The sequence below is a fragment of the Deinococcus alpinitundrae genome (assembly GCF_009982895.1).
GTDB lineage: Bacteria > Deinococcota > Deinococci > Deinococcales > Deinococcaceae > Deinococcus > Deinococcus alpinitundrae.
This window is the reverse complement of record NZ_WXZL01000008.1, coordinates 149,250-164,417: the sequence shown is the minus strand read 5'-3', so window position 1 is coordinate 164,417 and position 15,168 is coordinate 149,250. Positions and strand designations below refer to the sequence as shown.

Sequence of the window (15,168 nt, the reverse complement as noted above, 5' to 3'; positions counted from 1 at the left end):
ATCAGCGCCCGGCCCACGCCGCCAGAAAGTCCTGATAGGCCGCCTCGATCTCGTCCGAGAAGCCCCAGCCGGAGCCCTGGCTCCGGTGCCGTACGCTTTCCAGCTGGGTCCAGGGCACTTCGTCCTCCGGCAAGCCGAGACCGCGCTTGAGGGCCTGCGCCCACAGCCGCTCCAGGCTTCGGGAGACGCTTTCTTCCAGATCGCCCGACTCGGCCATGCAGCGAATCCCCGCCGCAACCGCGTCCAGCTCAGCGTGCATCAGCGCTTCCGGCGAGGCGACGCGGGCGTACTGCCGCAGCGCGGCCCGCAGGCCCGCCGTTTTCAGCGTGGGCAAGCGCGAACCCGCACCGAACGCCTTGCCGATCTCGCGGTTGACCTGCGCCCGCAGGCTGGTGGCGTCACCTTCCAGCAGCGCCGTCAGCAGACGTTTGTTGTCGCTGCTGGCCCCGAACAGTTGAACAATGACCTCACCGAGTTCGGCTGCCTCCAGACCGTGCAGGTGCTGCTTGAGGCGTGCCAGGGTCAGAACACCTTCAGCCGCCCAGCCGTGACCGCTCCGCCCAGAACGCCATCCGGTGCGAATCCAGCGACTCGGCCAGTGCCACCGGCACCTTCGTCTCACCGCGTAAGGACGCCAGCCACCCCGCCACCAGCCCCGCGTCGCCGCCGCCGTGGTTGCCGCCTGTCTCCACGAACCGCGTCTGTACCTCGCCGCTCAGAAAGTCGTGCACCTCGGTCTCGCCCCGGTCCATCTGCCCGCGCAACTCGCCGTGCGAACCGAGCAGTTTCAGGGTGCGGGTGTTGTTGTGCGTGAAAGCGCTGGCGGTGAGCTGACCCGTGACGCCGTTGCCGAACGTCACCGTGACTGCCTGGTGATCGGCCACGTTGTTGCGGCCCAGGTACACGCACTCGCCGTAAGGACCGCTTCTCAGCGTGTCTTCCAGGCTTTGCCCGCCCGCCGTCAGCACCGTGACTGGCCAGGCGTCTGTGGGCCGCGCACCGTAAATCTGCCGGGCGTCGTAGGGGCAGGCCACCGAACAGTCCAGGCAGCACGCCGCCGCGCCGGGAGGCCGCGATTCGGGCCGAAAGTGGTGCAGGCCGCCCTGACTCTCTACCCGAACCGGCGCGGCCCCGGCCAGCCAGCGCAGCACGTCCAGATCATGCACGCTCTTGGCCAGAATGAACGGCGCGGCGGGCGGCGACACCCGCCAGTTGCCGCGCACGTAGGAATGGGCATAGTGCCAGCTGGCCACGTTCTCTGTCAGCACGATCCCCACCAGTTGCCCCAGCCGCCCGCTGGCCACCACGTCCGCCACCGCCCGGAAAAACGGCGTGGCCCGCAGCACGTGGCAGACCGTGACCCGCCCGGCACTGGCCTGTTCGGCGGCCAGCAGCGCGTCCAGTTCTGTTTCGGCCAGGCAGACCGGCTTTTCCAGCAGCACGTCGTAACCCAGCGCCAGCGCCGCCAGGCAGGGCGCCACGTGCTGGTCGTCCGGCGTGGCGATCACCACCGCGTCGGCCACCTTGCCCAGCGCGAAAAAGGCCGGCCAGTCGGCAAACTGCCGCTCCGGCGGAATCTGGTGCCGCCCCGCCACTTCCCGCAGGCGCGGCGCTCTGGCCTCGACCAGATGCGTCACCTCGGCTCCCTGCTGGGCCAGCAGCCGGGCGTAGGCGTCGCCGCCCCGGTTGCCACCGCCGACGATGGCCACCCGGATCACTGCGGGTTCACGCCCCAGCCGATGCCCACCGGCCGCGCCAGCTGTCCGGCCTGCCACGCCAGGCCCTCAAACGGATCGTCCGCCAGCAGCAGCGCGCCGTCGAGGTCGGCCCAGTCGGCCAGTCCCGAAAGCTGCGCTGCCCCCGCGATGCCCAGCGACGACTCGATCATGCAGCCCACCATGATGCCCAGCCCCAGCGCCCGCGCCGTTCGCAGTGCGGCGAGCGCCTGCAGCGGTCCGCCCAGCTTGGCGGTCTTGAGGTTGATGCCGTCGAAGGCGGCGGCCAGCCTGGGCACGTCGGAAACGTGGTGCAGGCTCTCGTCGGCGACGATCGGCAGCCGCGCCAATGCCCGCAGCGCTGCGTGCCCCTCCAGATCGTCCGCCGCCAGCGGCTGCTCGAGCAACTCCACGCCGAGCGCTTCGAGCACCCCCAGCATCCGCCGGGCCTGCGGGCGGCTCCAGGCGGCGTTGGCGTCCACCCGCAATTTGGCCTGCGGCACTTCTTCCCGTAGCGCCTCCACGATCTGCTGGTCCTGGGTCGTGCCGAGCTTGACTTTCAGAATGGTGTGGCCACCCGCCCAGGCGTCGCGGGCCTGCCGCCGCATGTCGGGCAACTCGGCCAGGCTCACGGTGTAGCTCGACTCGGGAATCGGCAGCGCCGATAGGCCCAGCAGCCGCCAGACCGGCAGGTTCACCGAAGCGGCGCACCATTCCAGCGCCGCCATCTCCAGGGCGCACTTGACGCTGGGGTGGCCCTGCGGCATCCGGGCGGTCAGGTTCGCCTGAAGTCCCTGCCAGTCCCAGGGATCGCTAAGGGCGCCCTCCAGCAGCGGACCCACCACCCTGGCCGTCTCGCCGGTTTCGCCGTAGTAGGCGTTGGGCGCGGCCTCGCCCCGGCCCACCACCCCGCCCTGCTCGAAGGTGACGAAGCTGCGCGGGTAGCGGCTGTGGGTCCAGCGGGCGATGCCGAATGGGGCCTTGGTGTGCAGCTCGCGGTGCGTCCAGCGAATCACGCCTCCCACCGCCCGAAGCCGAGCAGCTCGCCCTGCAACTTGCGTCCGTACTCGCCCTCGCCCAGCGTTTCCACGCTGACGCCCATCCAGGTGGCGTTGGCGTGAACCATCTGCTGTTCACCGAGCATGATCCCCACGTGCCCCGGAAAGAAGGCCAGGTCGCCGCGCCTGGCGAAGTCCACGGCTCCCAGTGCCGCTTGCTGCTGGTCGGCGTCGCGCGGCAGCGCCCGTCTGAAGGCCCCGAAGACCAGTTGCGCCAGCCCCGAGCAGTCCAGCCCCCAGGCGCTGCGCCCGCCCCAGACATACGGCGTGCCCACGAAGCGCAGGGCCAGCGCCGCCGGGTCCGCGTCCGGCAGCGGCGCGAAGCAGACGGCCTGTACCCAGCCCTGCTCGGTCGCTTGCCAGCGCCGCCCGTGTTCGGTGATGACCTCACCCGTCAGTGGCACCTGCGCGCCCAGGCACAGTTCCGCCACCACAGCACTCTTGATGCTCGGCTGGGCGTAGACGTGGCCCCGCAGGGCCGTCACTGTGCGCGCCCCGGTGGGGGCCTGGGCGCGCAGGGCCTCGGCCCGCGCGAAGCCCAGGTAGCCGTCGGCCCGCGTGCGCAGCCAGGCCCAGCCGTCGGCGCGGCGCACGACGACTTCCAGCGCCTCGCCGGGCAGCGCCTCGGTCACCTGCGGGCTGGCCACGTCGGGCCGGGCGTGCAGGCCCAGCCGCGCCGCCCCGGTCCAGGCGGGCGCGGGGTCTATGAAGGTGAACGAGTGGTCGAGCCGCCCAAGCAGTGCGGTCTCGGCCAGCCGCCCGGTGTCGTCGTAGGCGTGAATGCGGGGGTCCAGCCCGCTCATACATTCGCTCCCAGCCAGCTCAGCCAGTTGCCGCCCATCACGCCGCCCGCTTCCGGCGGCAGGGCTGCGGCCAGCCGTTCCAGATCGCGGTAGGCGTCGATCCCCTGCGGGGTCTTCTCGTTACCGAAGCCGCCGTCCATGTCGCTGCCCAGCCCTACGTGGTCCCAGCCGATCAGGGAAGCGTAGTGCTCGGCGTGCCGCACCACCTCGCCCAGCCCGACCCGGGGCTGCTCCGTGGTCCAGCCGCGCTTGAGAAAGAGGCTCAGCAGCACCAGCCCGATCATGCCGCCGCGCTCGCCGATGGCCTGCACCATCTCGTCACTCAAGTGGCGGTTGTCGTCAGGTGTGCCGTTGCGAACCAGGGTGCGGCTGTTGCTGTGCGAGGCAAAGCAGCGGGGCTGCACTTCGACGGCCTCGAAAAACGCGCGCTCGTCGAGGTGCGAGAGGTCCTGCGCTACGTTCAGCTCGCGCATGCCGCCGAGCAGTTCGCGGCCCCGGTCGGTTAGCGGCCCCGGCGCGGCGGTGCCCCCGGCAAAGCGTGTCTTGCCCCAGCTCAGCCCGATGGCGCGCACCCCCGCCTCAGCCCAGAACGGCAGATCGTCCACGTCGCGCAGCGGGTCGGCTCCCTCCATCAAGAGGATCACGCCCAGTGGGGAAGAGGCCGGATCGTAGCGGGCGGCGTGCTGGCGCACCTCGGCTCCGCTTCTGATGAGCGCGATGTGCCCGGCGTCTTCCCAGCGGCGGTACTGGTCGAGCTGCGCCAGCGCCTGCGCCCGCGCGTCCTGCCAGTCGGTGTAACCGGCGTGCTCGGCCGTCTGCGGCATGGCGAACAGTGTGCCCAGGCACAGCCCCACCCCTGAGCGCCGCAGTTCTCCGAAGGTGACGGTGGCGGTGTCGGGCGACTGCGGCTCGCGTTCGCGCAGGGTCGTCAGGTCCAGGGTCAGATCACGGCCGTTGAGTGCGTTGTAGGCCAGGTCCAGATGGGCATCGATCCACATCTGCCTATGCTAGCTTGCCGCGTCCCCAGAGGCAGCAACTTTGAATATATACAATCAGATTCTACTCGTCCAGCAACCCTATCACTTCCCACAACCCCGCCAATGCTCCCGCCGCCTCACCGCTCAGGTCCACCAACGCCGCGCGCATCCCCACGGCCCTGGCCGCCACCACATTCTCCGGCTTGTCGTCCAGAAACAGCACCTCGTCACAGGCCACGCCCAGCTCGTGGGCCGCCAATCGGAAGACCTCCAGCTCGGGCTTGTGGATGCCCAGCGCGCAACTGCTCAGCGCCACGTCGATCAGACCGGCCAGGCCGATGGCCTCCAGGGTGGGCCAGATGTTCGGCAGGGTGTTGCTCAGCACGCCGATTTTCAGGCCGCGTGTCCGCAGCGCTTCCAGCACTTCCCGTGCCCCGGGAGCCGCCTTCATGAATACCTGATACGGAAACTGCGTCAGGAACGCCTCGCCCTGCGCTTCACTCAGCGAGAGGTCGGCTGCCAGACCGCGCGCGTACTCGGCCCAGAAGGCCCGCTCGTCGTCGAGGGTGCGCAGATCCCACCACTCGCCGAAGGCGCGCTGCCAGTGCTGCTGCATCACCCGCAGCACCTTCTTCTCATCCACGCCGTACTCCCGCTGCGCCCAGGCGGCCGCCAGCGGATACTTGCCCGCGTCCATCACGCTGAGGGTGTCGTCGCGGTCGAACAGAACAGCCTGGATCATGGCTTCAGCACGAAGGCCATGGCCGTCTTGGGCGGCAGACTCAGATGCAGGTAGCCGCCACGGACGCTCAGCTTGGCGCTGCTGATACTCTCGCCGGGATCGAGAAACAGACCCCGCGTGAGCGCCTGCGCGGGTAGGCTACTTTTCAGGGAGTAGCTGGCCCGATCCTCGCCGCCGTGCCAGGCGACCAGCACCCGCTGGCCGCTGGCCTTGTCCTCGCGCATGAATAACAGCAGCTGGTCCGAGAGCTTGTCCGGGACGTCCAGCAGCGTCTGGTCGCCTAGCGAGAGGGCCTTGGACGCCCGGCGCACCCCGACCGCGTTGCTCGCCACCGCGAACACACTCTGCTCGGCGGGCGTCCACTGCGACTCGAAACGCATGTCGCGGCGGTTGTCGGGATCGGCCCCGCCGCGCATGGCGATCTCGGTGCCCTGCCAGATTACCGGCACGCCGCGCAGGGTCATCAGCGCCCGCAATCCGTACTTGGTGCGGGCCTGGCCCAGATCCTCGAACAAGGTGCCCTGGGCGAAGCGCGGCAAGTCGTGGTTGTCCAGAAAGAGCGCCACCTCGTCCGGCTGCGGCACCTTGGCGAGTTCAGTCAGCGCGCTGCGGACCCGCGCCAGCGTGCTACCGCCCATGATGCTGGCCTTCATGGCGTCTTGCAGCTGAAAGTCGAACAGGCTGTCGAAGCCGAGCCGCTGCTGCTGGCCGACGGTCAGGGCGTCCGCGCCGTAAGACTCCCCGAGCGTCCAGCTGCCCGCTGCCCGGTCGCGGGCCAGCAGCGCCCCCAGAAAGTCGTCGGGCACATTCTTGATGGCGTCGTAGCGGTAGGCGTCCACCCCCTGACTGCGCCAGTCGTCGTCGTTGCCGAACAGAAAATCGCGCACGGCGGGCGTTTCCTGCTTCAGATCCGGCAGCCCCGCCAGCGGACATACCACGTCCTTGTCCTTCGCAGCGTCGCAGTCGGCCTGGGTGTGAAACCACTCGGGGTGTTGCGCCACGGCAGGAGCGGTGTACCCGAAGTGGTTGATAACCTGGTCGAGCACCACCTTCAGGCCGCCCGCGTGTGCCGCCTTGACGAACGCCGCCCACTCGGCCTGGGTGCCGAAATGCGAATCGACTTGGCGAAAATCGGCGGGCCAGTAGCCGTGGTACCCGTCAGTGTCGAAGCTGCGTCCTGGCTGCTGCTGATAGATGGGAGTGAGCCATACCGCGCTGACGCCCAGCTTGTTCAGGTACCCGAGTTTGCTGCCCAGGCCCGCCAGATCGCCGCCGTGCCAGGCCCGTGGATTGCCGGGATCACTCGCACCATCGTTGGTCTTGTCGCCGTTGAAAAAGCGGTCGGGCATCACCTGATAGATAACCTGCCCGGCGAACGAGGCGGCGGCAGCAGTCGGCAGCAGCGCCAAAGTCACCAGGGCAGGCAGAACACTCACGCGCCGGGGCAAGCAGGATCTGGACATGGCCGCCAGTTTAACCCGTCCAGCTGCCTGGTTAGACGCGCCGCCGGAGCAGGCGGCCGCCGCGCCCTACACTGAGCGCCATGTCAGATGCTCCCACTCTCCTCGTGATGAAATTCGGCGGCACCAATATGGGCGACGCCCGCGCCATCCGCCACTCGGCTTATCTGGCCGGGCGCAGCCTCAAAGAAGGCGTCAAGGTGGTGGTGGTGGTCTCGGCCATGTCGGGTGTCACCAATCAATTGCTGAACATCGCCGAGGCCGCCGAGAAGGGCGACATCGCCCACGCCAACGACCAGATCGCCGCCCTCCGGACCCGCCATTTCACGGCGGCCCAGGATCTGGGGGCCGCGCCTGACGCTGAGACGGTGCGTGAGATCCGCGAACTGCTCGAAACGCTGCGCCAGGCCGTCTACGGCGTGTACCTGCTGCGCGAACTGACCCCGCGCAGCCGCGATCTGATTGTGGCCTTCGGCGAGCGGCTCTCGGCTCCGCTGATGGCGCTGGCGCTCGAAACCTCCACCTTGCGCGCCCACCACCTGACCGGCGGGCAGGCCGGTATCGTCACCGACAGCCACTTCGGCAGCGCCCGCCCGCTCGGCACGGCGGCGGGGCGCATCCGTGACCGCCTCAGCGGGCTGCTCGGCGCGGGCCTGACCCCGGTGGTCGCGGGCTTCATGGGCGAAACCGAGAAGGGAGCCATCACCACCCTGGGGCGCGGCGGCACCGACTACTCGGCCACCATCATCGGCGCGGCCTTGCACGCCGACGAGGTGTGGGCCTGGAAGGACGTGGACGGGGTGATGTCGGCTGACCCCCGCAGCGTCAGGGGCGCGCAGAACATCGCCCAGCTCAGTTACGGCGAGGTGATGGAGCTGGCCTACTTCGGCGCGAAGGTGCTGCATCCGCTGGCCGTGACCCCGCTGCAAGACGCCGGAATTCCCCTGCGGGTCAAGAGCGCCGCCGACCCGGAGTTCGCCGGAACGTTGGTCACCACCCAGGCGGCGGGCGACGGCGCGCACCCGGTCAAGGCGGTCACGGCCATCAAGGGCGTCAGCATCATCAACGTCTCGGGCGCAGGCATTCTCGGCGTGCCGGATGTGGTGGCCGACCTCTTCGCGGCGCTGGCCAGAGAAAACATCACCCTGCTGATGGTCTCGCAGTCCAGCAGCATGAGTAACGTCTCGCTGGTCATCCTCGGCAGCGACGAGGAGCGCACCCTGGCGGCCCTGACCCCCCCGATGGGCGGGCGGCAGCTGCAGGTGGACGTGCAGCGCGGTGTGGCGGTGCTGGCCATCGTAGGCGCGGGCATGCGCGGCACCAAGGGTGTCTCGGCCCGGCTGTTCAGTGCCCTGGCCGGAGACGATATCAATATCCTGATGATCTCGCAGGGCAGCAGCGAGCTGAACATCAGCGTGGCCATCGAGGGCGAGGACGTGGAGCGCGCCACCCGCACCGTTCACAGTGCCTTCGGCCTCGACGCCCCGGTCAGCGAGATTGCCGGGCAGGCCGGGATTCAGTAGGCCGGTCAGCCACCCACTAAGCCAGAAGGCCCACCCCGCCGCTGGGCCAGCCTGCCGATTCGCTCCGGCCCCGTTGCCGCGCAACATGACTCTATCAGCGAGCTCTCCAACCCGCTGACAGGAGCGTGAAGAGCCATGATTTCGAACAGTGACCACTGGGCCGCCCAGGCCCGCCTCAGCCAGCTTCACCAGGACGCCAGCCGCGCCCGACTCGTCCGTCAGCTCCGTGCCCAGTCGGTGTCCAGACACTGGCTCAGCCGCCTGCTCGACCGCCTGATGCACCGTCAGCCCCGCCCCGCCGCCGCGTGAGCGGCTGCCCCCTTCCAAACCAGCCGCGGCGAATCCTGAGATGGGATTCGCCGCGGTCTCATTGACTGGAATTCGTCTCAGGTCTGTGCCAGCCGTGCCCGCGCGATGGCCATGACGAGTTGCGGCAGGACCCCGAACGTGTAGGGCGCAAACACCCGCTCGCCGCGCTGGTGGTAGTCGCGACCCCAGGGACCGGCGTTGACGACCGGCACGCGCAGGGTGGGCAGGGGGCTTTCTTCCAGGGTCATGCGGCTTTCCCAGGCCGGGGTATTGGCCCGCAGCACGTTCGTCGCCGCCGCGCCGCCGAGAAAGCTCATGTCCGAGACGCCGGGAAAGAAGGGCCGCAGCCGGACGCTGACGCCGGTCTGGGCTTCCACCTCGGTGACGGCGTGCTCCACCGCTGTTCTCAGGGCCGCCGACGAGGCGTCCTGACCGAGCTGAGCCACCGGATACGGCAGCGAGCCGAAGCCGAGGATGGCCGCTGGCCCGCTCAGGTTGGCCTCGCGGGCGGCGGCCAGGGTGAGCTGCTGGCACAGGCGCGGGGTGTCGAGCGCCGCCCCCGCTGCCGCCAGTGCCGAGAGGCGGTCCAGTGCTGCCTGACCGCCTCTGGCCTGGGCCAGCGTCAGCACCTGCGCGTAGGTCAGGACCTGCACGGCTGCCGCCTGCATGAGCATGCCGCTGGCCCGTGCCCGCGCTTCCAGCTCGGTCATGGCCGAGGCCAGCCCCGCCTGCACGGCCCCGCGCAGTTGCTCCAGCACATCCTCGGGCGTACGCGCGCGCAGCAGCACGTTGAAGGTGCACCACAGTGCTTCAGGGGTGGTCACGTCGTACTGATCCTTGAGGTCCGAGAGTTGCAGCAGCGCCGCTGGGGGTCCCGGCTCGGCGAGATGCGGATCGATGAAGTCGGGATGCAGCTCGACGCGCTGGATCACCTCCGCGAGCAGCAGCGCCGCGCTCAGGCCGTCGAACGGCGCACCGGCGTGGGCGGGTCTCCCCAGCAGCAGCATGCTGGGCAGCACCTTGCCGACGCTGCCCAGAAACACCGCCTGCCCGCGCCCGTCGCCTGCCGGGTCCACCTCGGCGTCGAGGCTGACGGCGGCCACGATTTCCAGGCCGTAGCGGCGCTCGATTTCCGGCAGTTGACGTACCAGCGAGCGCATGCCGTGCGAGTTCTCCTCCTCGTCCGGCACCGCCGCGAACAGCAGGTTGCCCGCATTTCCCGAAGCCGTCCAGGCTTCCAGCACCGCCAGACCCGCCGCCAGCCCGCTTTTCATGTCGAGGCTGCCGCGTCCAAACATGAAGTTCCCGCTCTCCAGATCGGCCAGCAGCGGGCCGTCGTGCTCCGGCGAGAGCGAGGCAGCCAGCCGGGTCGCCAGTTCGCCGGGCGAGAACGCCTGGGCCGCGAGGTCGCCGTAGTTGGTCACACCTACCACGTCGTAGTGCCCGGTCAGCAGTACGGTGCTGGACCCGCTGCCGCGCGCCAGGGCGCACACCGAGGCCCGCGTCCGGCCCGCGTCGTGCAGGGTCGGCTCCAGCCAGACCTGCTGCGGTTGCTCCGCAAAGGCGGGCCGCGCCTGGAGTTCGCCGCGTAGCCACGGTCCGAAAGCCGCCTCGCCCGGCGAGTTGGTGACGCTCGGCTGCCCGACCAACTTCATGGTCCAGTCCCGGGCCACCAACTCGGGTTCCGGGGGCGGGTTCAAGGCGAGAGCCGGGTCAGCATTCTCGGAAAGGGAATCGCCTCGCGGATGTGTCCCAGCCCGCAGATCCAGGCGATCAAGCGCTCCAGGCCCATCCCGTAGCCCGCGTGCGGCACGCTGCCGTAGCGCCGCAGATCGAGATACCACTCGAACGGCTCCAGCGGCAGGCCCTGCTCGTCGAGGCGGTTTTTGAGCAGCTGATAGTCGTGAATGCGCTCCGAGCCGCCGATGATCTCACCGTAGCCCTCGGGCGCGATCATGTCGTCGCACAGGGCCAGCCGGGGGTCTTCGGGGTCCGGTTGCATATAAAACGCCTTGATGGCCGCCGGGTACTTCTCGATGATGACGGGGCGGTCAAACTGTGATCCCACGATGGTCTCGTGCGGCGCGCCCAGGTCGTCGCCCCACTCGACCGGCTGGGTCTCCGCTGAGACGTTGGGTGGCAAGTCGCCTGAGGCTAGCACCCGGCGAATCAGCTCCAGCGCCTCGGTGTAGGTGACGCGCGGAAAGTTGCCTTCAGTGGCGGGGCGCAGCTTCTCCACGTCGCGCTCCAGCACCGCCAGTTCCTCAGCACAGCCCTCCAGTACCTGCCTGACGACGAAGCTGACCATCCGCTCCTGTAAGGCCATGTTCTCGGCGTGGCTGCTGGGAGCAACTTCCGGCTCGATCATCCAGAATTCGAGCAGATGGCGACGGGTCTTGGACTTCTCGGCGCGGAAGGTGGGACCAAAGGTGTAGACCTTCCCGAAGGCTAGCGCGCCCGCCTCGGCGTGCAGCTGTCCGGTTTGCGAGAGGTAGGCCTTGTCCTCGCCGAAGAGGTCGATCTCGAACAGCTCGGTGGTGTCCTCGGCGGCGTTGGGTGTGAAAAACGGCGCGTCGAAGCGAATGAAGCCCTCAGCGTGAAAGAAGTCCATGATTGCCCGCTGCACCGCGTCGCGCACCCGCAGCACGGCCCAGGGACGGCGGTGGCGCAGCCACAGATGGCGGTGGTCTTGCAGAAATTCGGGGCCGTGCTCCTTGGGCGTGATCGGGTACTCGCCCGAGCTGCCGACAATTTCCAGCCCGCTCACCGCCAGCTCGACGCCGCCCGGCGCACGCTCGTCGGCCCGCACCTCGCCGGTCACTCGCAGACTGCTTTCCTGTGTCATGTGCCGGGCTGCCTCGAACACGGCCTCGCTGACGTCCGTTTTGAAGACGGTGGCCTGCACGAAGCCGCTGCCGTCGCGCAGTTTCAGAAACTGGAGCTTGCCCTTGCCGCTCTTGTCTTGCAGCCAGGCGCTGAGGGTCACCGTCTGACCGATCAGGCCCGGCAAATCATGAATGGAAGTCACGCCGCAGAGTATAGACAATGTCGCTCCCTGCCTCACATTCGAACTTAATTTCACAAACGAATATGTAAAAACTCTTTTTCACAAATTGAGATATGAAAAACCGGGCACACTTGCCCGGTACAGTCTTGTCTCAGGCCTGCGGCTGCGGCTGGGTGATCTGGACGCCTTCCAGGAACGCGTAGTCATCTTGGAAATGCATCAGCACGCCGCCGAAGAGGGTGTCGAAGGTTTCCTGGGGCATCTCGGTGAGGGTGGGGTAAAAGCCGACGTATTCGAGCCAGACGTTGCCGTCGTTGTCGATGCTGCGCGCGAAGGCACGCTCACGGTTGCGCTCGTTGAGCACGCCCATAACTTCCTGCTTGCGCTCGACGTAGGTCTTCTGGGTCACGCAGGTGACTTCCAGGCGCGAGGTGTTGTTGGGGCCGTCGTTGACGCTTACCAGCACGGCGGCGTCGCCCATCTCAAAGCGCCAGCCCATGCGGATGAAACGCTGGCCGTTGTTTTCTTCCATATCCAGCTGAACCTCGCGCTCTTTCAGGTACTTGGCGATGGTTTCCAGCGTGAGTAATGCGGTTTCGGTCATGTGGTACTTCCTCCTGAGGTGATGATGCCTGCAAGATTCTATCGTAAATATGCCCCCAGGGAAGCGCCCCCGACAACCCACCTCCGAATATATATAAATTTCGTTCAAAGTCCCTCCTCAACTCTCACATCCCGCCCCTTGAAATCAATGTTTAGGTGAGCCTAAAATCACCGATATGAAGATTCCCAGAAATTCCGACCAAAATCAGGTGCACCGTGCGCCGTGAGGAAATGGGCTGGCGACAGGAGAGCCGGGACGAATCGCTGAGCGACGTTACGCGCATCGAAGTGAATTACAGCCAACCTGCCTGGAAACGCTTTATGGCTTTCCTGGGACCCGGTGCGCTGGTGGCGGTGGGCTACATGGACCCCGGCAACTGGGCCACATCCATCGCGGGCGGCAGTGCCTACGGCTACACCCTGCTGAGCATGGTGCTGATCTCCTCGTTGATGGCCATCTATCTGCAGGCCCTTTCAGCCCGTCTGGGCATTGCCACCGGACGCGATCTGGCGCAGGCTTGCCGCGACCATTTCAGCAAACCCACCGGAATTCTGCTGTGGCTCTCGGCCGAGGTGGCCATCATCGCCACCGATCTGGCTGAGGTGATTGGTACCGCCATCGCCCTGAACCTGCTGTTCGGCTTGCCGCTGATCATCGGAGTGTGCCTGACAGTGGCCGACGTGCTGCTGATCCTGCTACTCCAAAACAAGGGTTTCAAGTACATTGAGGCGCTGGTCATCACGCTGATCGCTACCATCGCCGTGGCCTTTTTGTTCGAGATGATCTTCTCAAAGCCCGAGCTTGCGCCGCTGCTGGGCGGTCTAGTGCCGTCGAGGTAACTGCTCGACCCCGCCGTCTTGTACGTCGGCATCGGCATTCTGGGCGCGACGGTGATGCCGCACAACCTGTATCTGCACTCGGCCATCGTCAACACTCGCGGCTACCGCAAAACCCCGGAAGGCAAGCGCGAGGCCATCAAGTTCGCCACCTGGGATTCGAGCATCGCGCTGACCCTGGCTTTCTTTATCAACGCCTCAATCCTGATTCTGGCCGCCGCCGCCTTTCATTACGCCGGGCGCACCAACGTTGCCGAGATTCAGGACGCTTACAAACTGCTCTCGCCGATGCTGGGCGCGGGTGCGGCCAGCATTCTGTTCGCGGTGGCGCTGCTGGCTTCGGGACAAAACAGCACCCTGACCGGCACCCTGACCGGGCAGATCGTGATGGAGGGGTTCGTCAACATCAAGCTCAAGCCCTGGGTACGGCGGCTAGTCACCCGCTTGATCGCCATTATCCCGACCGTCATCGTGGTGCTGCTCTACGGCGAGAAAGGCACGGGCAGCTTGCTAATCTTCTCGCAGGTCGTGCTCTCGATGCAGCTCTCGTTCGCGGTGGTGCCGCTGATGTTGTTCGTGACCGATCGGCGCAAGATGGGAGAATTCACCGTCAACCCGTTCTGGAAGTGGGTCGGCTGGTTTATTACCGCCCTGATCATCGGCCTGAACGTCTTTTTGCTGGAGCAGATCTTCTTTCCGCCCGCCGGATCACGGCAAGATCAGGTTCGCTCGGCCCTGTCAGCGCCGCCCTGAACCGTACCTAAGCACCCGCACGTCCACCTCGGCCACGCCGCGTCCCAGAATGCCTAGCCGGGCCGCTGCTGTCCGCGAGAGATCGATGATGCGCCGCGAATTGCCGAACGGTCCCCGGTCGTTGATCAACACGTCCACACTGTGACCGCTGGGCAGCGTCACACGCACCCAGCTCCCGAACGGCAGGGTGCGGTGCGCGGCGGTCAGGCGGGTGTGCGGGTTGTATTTACCGCCGTAATACACCGCCTGACCGCTCACGGCAGTGGCAGTAGAGGAGAGCAGTAGCGACGCGAGCAGCAGGCCTGACCAGTTCACAGCCGCACCCTGGGACTCTGCGACAGCACTTCGTGGCTGCTCTCGGTCAGCAGCAGCAGATCCTCAATGCGCACACCGCCCACACCCGGCAGGTAGACACCCGGCTCGATGGTAATGGTCATGCCGGGGCGCAGCACCTCGTCCGACGCGGCGCGCAGGCCCGGTCCCTCGTGGATGTCCAGACCCACACCGTGCCCCAGCGAATGGGTGAAGGCGTCGGCCAGCCCGTGTCCGGCCAGCACCGTACGGGCCAGGGCGTCAAGGTCGGCAGCGCGCACGCCCGGCCTGACAGCGGCGATGGCCTGCTCCTCGGCGTCGAGGACGGCCATGTAGAGGCGGCGCAACTCTGGACCGACGTCGCCGACCGGTACGGTGCGGGTCATGTCGGAGTGGTAACCGCCGAGCAGCGCACCGAAATCCAGGGTGACCAGTTCGCCCACCGCCAGCTGCTTGTCGCTGGCCCGGCCATGCGGCAGCGCCCCGCGTTCACCGCTGGCGACGATGGTCTCGAAGCTCGGGCCGTCTGCGCCTAAGCGGCGCATGGCCAGTTCCAGGGCCAGCGCCAGATCGCTCTCGCGTGCCCCGGCCACGATCTGTGGCTGCACCTCGGCGTAGGCCGCATCGGCGATGGCCTGTGCCCGGCGGATCAGGACAATCTCATCGTCGGACTTGACCAGCCGCTGCATCTCGATGAGTTGCCGCAGCGGGATGAGTTCGGCCTGCCAGGACTGCTTGAGATCATCTAAGCCTGCGACAGTGAGGTGCTCGGCCTCGAAGCCGACCTTGAGGCCCCGGACCCGCCCGGCGGCGTGCTCCAGGGTGGCGGGCGAGCGGGCGATGTGCACCTCGGTGACCACTTCCTGGGCCGCCTGAAGGGCGTAGCGGCTGTCGGTGTAGAGCAGTGCGGCTTCAGGCGTGAGCAGCAGCTTGGCATCTTCGGGGCTGGAAAACCCGCTGAGGTAGCGAATATTGGCGGGCTGACTGATCCACAAAGCGTCCACACCGGCGTGCTGCATGGCCGAGCGGGTCGCCTGGAGGACGGCGGATTCAGAAACGGGTGACATCC

At 67.4% G+C, this 15,168-nt stretch carries 14 protein-coding genes and 1 pseudogene; 3 read left to right on the top strand and 12 right to left on the bottom strand.

The genetic code is table 11. The annotated features are described in order from the left end of the window. Position 1: 1 nt before the first annotated feature. From GUI70_RS09760 to GUI70_RS09730, 7 genes are all read right to left on the bottom strand, one after another. The gene (locus GUI70_RS09760) at positions 2-622 is read right to left on the bottom strand and encodes a hypothetical protein (protein WP_161882116.1); all 621 of its coding nucleotides are present in this window, start codon (positions 620-622) and stop codon (positions 2-4) included. Next, complete coding sequence (locus tag GUI70_RS09755; RefSeq protein WP_438503472.1) at positions 534-1,775, bottom strand: Gfo/Idh/MocA family protein; 1,242 nt, start codon at positions 1,773-1,775, stop codon at positions 534-536. The genes GUI70_RS09760 and GUI70_RS09755 overlap by 89 nt, the downstream gene beginning before the upstream one ends. Beyond that, entirely contained in the window at positions 1,715-2,731 is a 1,017-nt protein-coding gene (locus GUI70_RS09750; protein WP_161882115.1) for a dipeptide epimerase, read from the bottom strand. The genes GUI70_RS09755 and GUI70_RS09750 overlap by 61 nt, the downstream gene beginning before the upstream one ends. After that, on the bottom strand, positions 2,728-3,576 hold the full coding sequence (locus GUI70_RS09745) for a C40 family peptidase (RefSeq protein WP_161882114.1): 849 nt from the start codon (positions 3,574-3,576) through the stop codon (positions 2,728-2,730). The genes GUI70_RS09750 and GUI70_RS09745 overlap by 4 nt, the downstream gene beginning before the upstream one ends. Continuing rightward, positions 3,573-4,574, bottom strand: a complete 1,002-nt coding sequence (locus GUI70_RS09740) for a dipeptidase (RefSeq protein ID WP_161882113.1) — start codon at positions 4,572-4,574, stop codon at positions 3,573-3,575. The genes GUI70_RS09745 and GUI70_RS09740 overlap by 4 nt, the downstream gene beginning before the upstream one ends. A gap of 61 nt (positions 4,575-4,635) precedes the next feature. Then, positions 4,636-5,295 carry an HAD family hydrolase gene (locus GUI70_RS09735; protein ID WP_161882112.1) on the bottom strand — a complete coding sequence of 220 codons (660 nt, stop codon included), beginning with the start codon at positions 5,293-5,295 and terminating at the stop codon, positions 4,636-4,638. Next, positions 5,292-6,758 (bottom strand): alpha-amylase family glycosyl hydrolase, encoded by a 1,467-nt coding sequence (locus GUI70_RS09730; protein ID WP_161882111.1) that lies wholly within the window; start codon positions 6,756-6,758, stop codon positions 5,292-5,294. The genes GUI70_RS09735 and GUI70_RS09730 overlap by 4 nt, the downstream gene beginning before the upstream one ends. Positions 6,759-6,838: 80 nt before the next feature. On the opposite strand from GUI70_RS09730, the gene GUI70_RS09725 reads away from it, so the two are divergent. Then, positions 6,839-8,278, top strand: a complete 1,440-nt coding sequence (locus GUI70_RS09725; RefSeq protein ID WP_237724813.1) for an aspartate kinase — start codon at positions 6,839-6,841, stop codon at positions 8,276-8,278. A 135-nt stretch (positions 8,279-8,413) separates the two neighbouring features. Then, entirely contained in the window at positions 8,414-8,587 is a 174-nt protein-coding gene (locus GUI70_RS09720; protein WP_161882110.1) for a hypothetical protein, read from the top strand. A 77-nt stretch (positions 8,588-8,664) separates the two neighbouring features. On the opposite strand, the gene GUI70_RS09715 is transcribed toward GUI70_RS09720, so the two are convergent. From GUI70_RS09715 to GUI70_RS09705, 3 genes are all read right to left on the bottom strand, one after another. Beyond that, complete coding sequence (locus tag GUI70_RS09715; protein WP_161882109.1) at positions 8,665-10,287, bottom strand: M20/M25/M40 family metallo-hydrolase; 1,623 nt, start codon at positions 10,285-10,287, stop codon at positions 8,665-8,667. After that, positions 10,284-11,615, bottom strand: a complete 1,332-nt coding sequence (gene asnS, locus GUI70_RS09710) for an asparagine--tRNA ligase (RefSeq protein ID WP_161882108.1) — start codon at positions 11,613-11,615, stop codon at positions 10,284-10,286. Before asnS ends, GUI70_RS09715 begins: the two co-directional genes overlap by 4 nt. Positions 11,616-11,745: 130 nt before the next feature. Then, a complete protein-coding gene (locus GUI70_RS09705; RefSeq protein ID WP_161882107.1) occupies positions 11,746-12,198 on the bottom strand; it encodes a YbjN domain-containing protein in 453 nt (150 codons plus the stop codon). 230 nt (positions 12,199-12,428) lie between these two features. Between GUI70_RS09705 and GUI70_RS09700 the strand changes: the two are divergent. Then, positions 12,429-13,787 (top strand): annotated as a pseudogene (locus tag GUI70_RS09700) (Nramp family divalent metal transporter). On the opposite strand, the gene GUI70_RS09695 reads toward GUI70_RS09700, so the two are convergent. Both GUI70_RS09695 and GUI70_RS09690 read right to left on the bottom strand, forming a co-directional pair. Then, entirely contained in the window at positions 13,773-14,102 is a 330-nt protein-coding gene (locus GUI70_RS09695) for a septal ring lytic transglycosylase RlpA family protein (RefSeq protein ID WP_161882106.1), read from the bottom strand. The pseudogene GUI70_RS09700 and the gene GUI70_RS09695 overlap by 15 nt on opposite strands. Then, positions 14,099-15,166 (bottom strand): M24 family metallopeptidase, encoded by a 1,068-nt coding sequence (locus GUI70_RS09690; protein ID WP_161882105.1) that lies wholly within the window; start codon positions 15,164-15,166, stop codon positions 14,099-14,101. The genes GUI70_RS09695 and GUI70_RS09690 overlap by 4 nt, the downstream gene beginning before the upstream one ends. Between the last annotated feature and the right edge of the window lie 2 nt (positions 15,167-15,168).

What these genes read in the sequence shown, in the direction of transcription:
- GUI70_RS09745 (WP_161882114.1), bottom strand. Translation starts at nt 3,576, where the DNA reads ATGAGCGGGCTGGACCCCCGCATTCACGCCTACGACGACACCGGGCGG.
- GUI70_RS09740 (WP_161882113.1), bottom strand. Translation starts at nt 4,574, where the DNA reads ATGTGGATCGATGCCCATCTGGACCTGGCCTACAACGCACTCAACGGC.
- GUI70_RS09735 (WP_161882112.1), bottom strand. Translation starts at nt 5,295, where the DNA reads ATGATCCAGGCTGTTCTGTTCGACCGCGACGACACCCTCAGCGTGATG.
- GUI70_RS09730 (WP_161882111.1), bottom strand. Translation starts at nt 6,758, where the DNA reads ATGTCCAGATCCTGCTTGCCCCGGCGCGTGAGTGTTCTGCCTGCCCTG.
- GUI70_RS09725 (WP_237724813.1), top strand. Translation starts at nt 6,839, where the DNA reads ATGTCAGATGCTCCCACTCTCCTCGTGATGAAATTCGGCGGCACCAAT.
- GUI70_RS09720 (WP_161882110.1), top strand. Translation starts at nt 8,414, where the DNA reads ATGATTTCGAACAGTGACCACTGGGCCGCCCAGGCCCGCCTCAGCCAG.
- GUI70_RS09705 (WP_161882107.1), bottom strand. Translation starts at nt 12,198, where the DNA reads ATGACCGAAACCGCATTACTCACGCTGGAAACCATCGCCAAGTACCTG.
- GUI70_RS09690 (WP_161882105.1), bottom strand. Translation starts at nt 15,166, where the DNA reads ATGTCACCCGTTTCTGAATCCGCCGTCCTCCAGGCGACCCGCTCGGCC.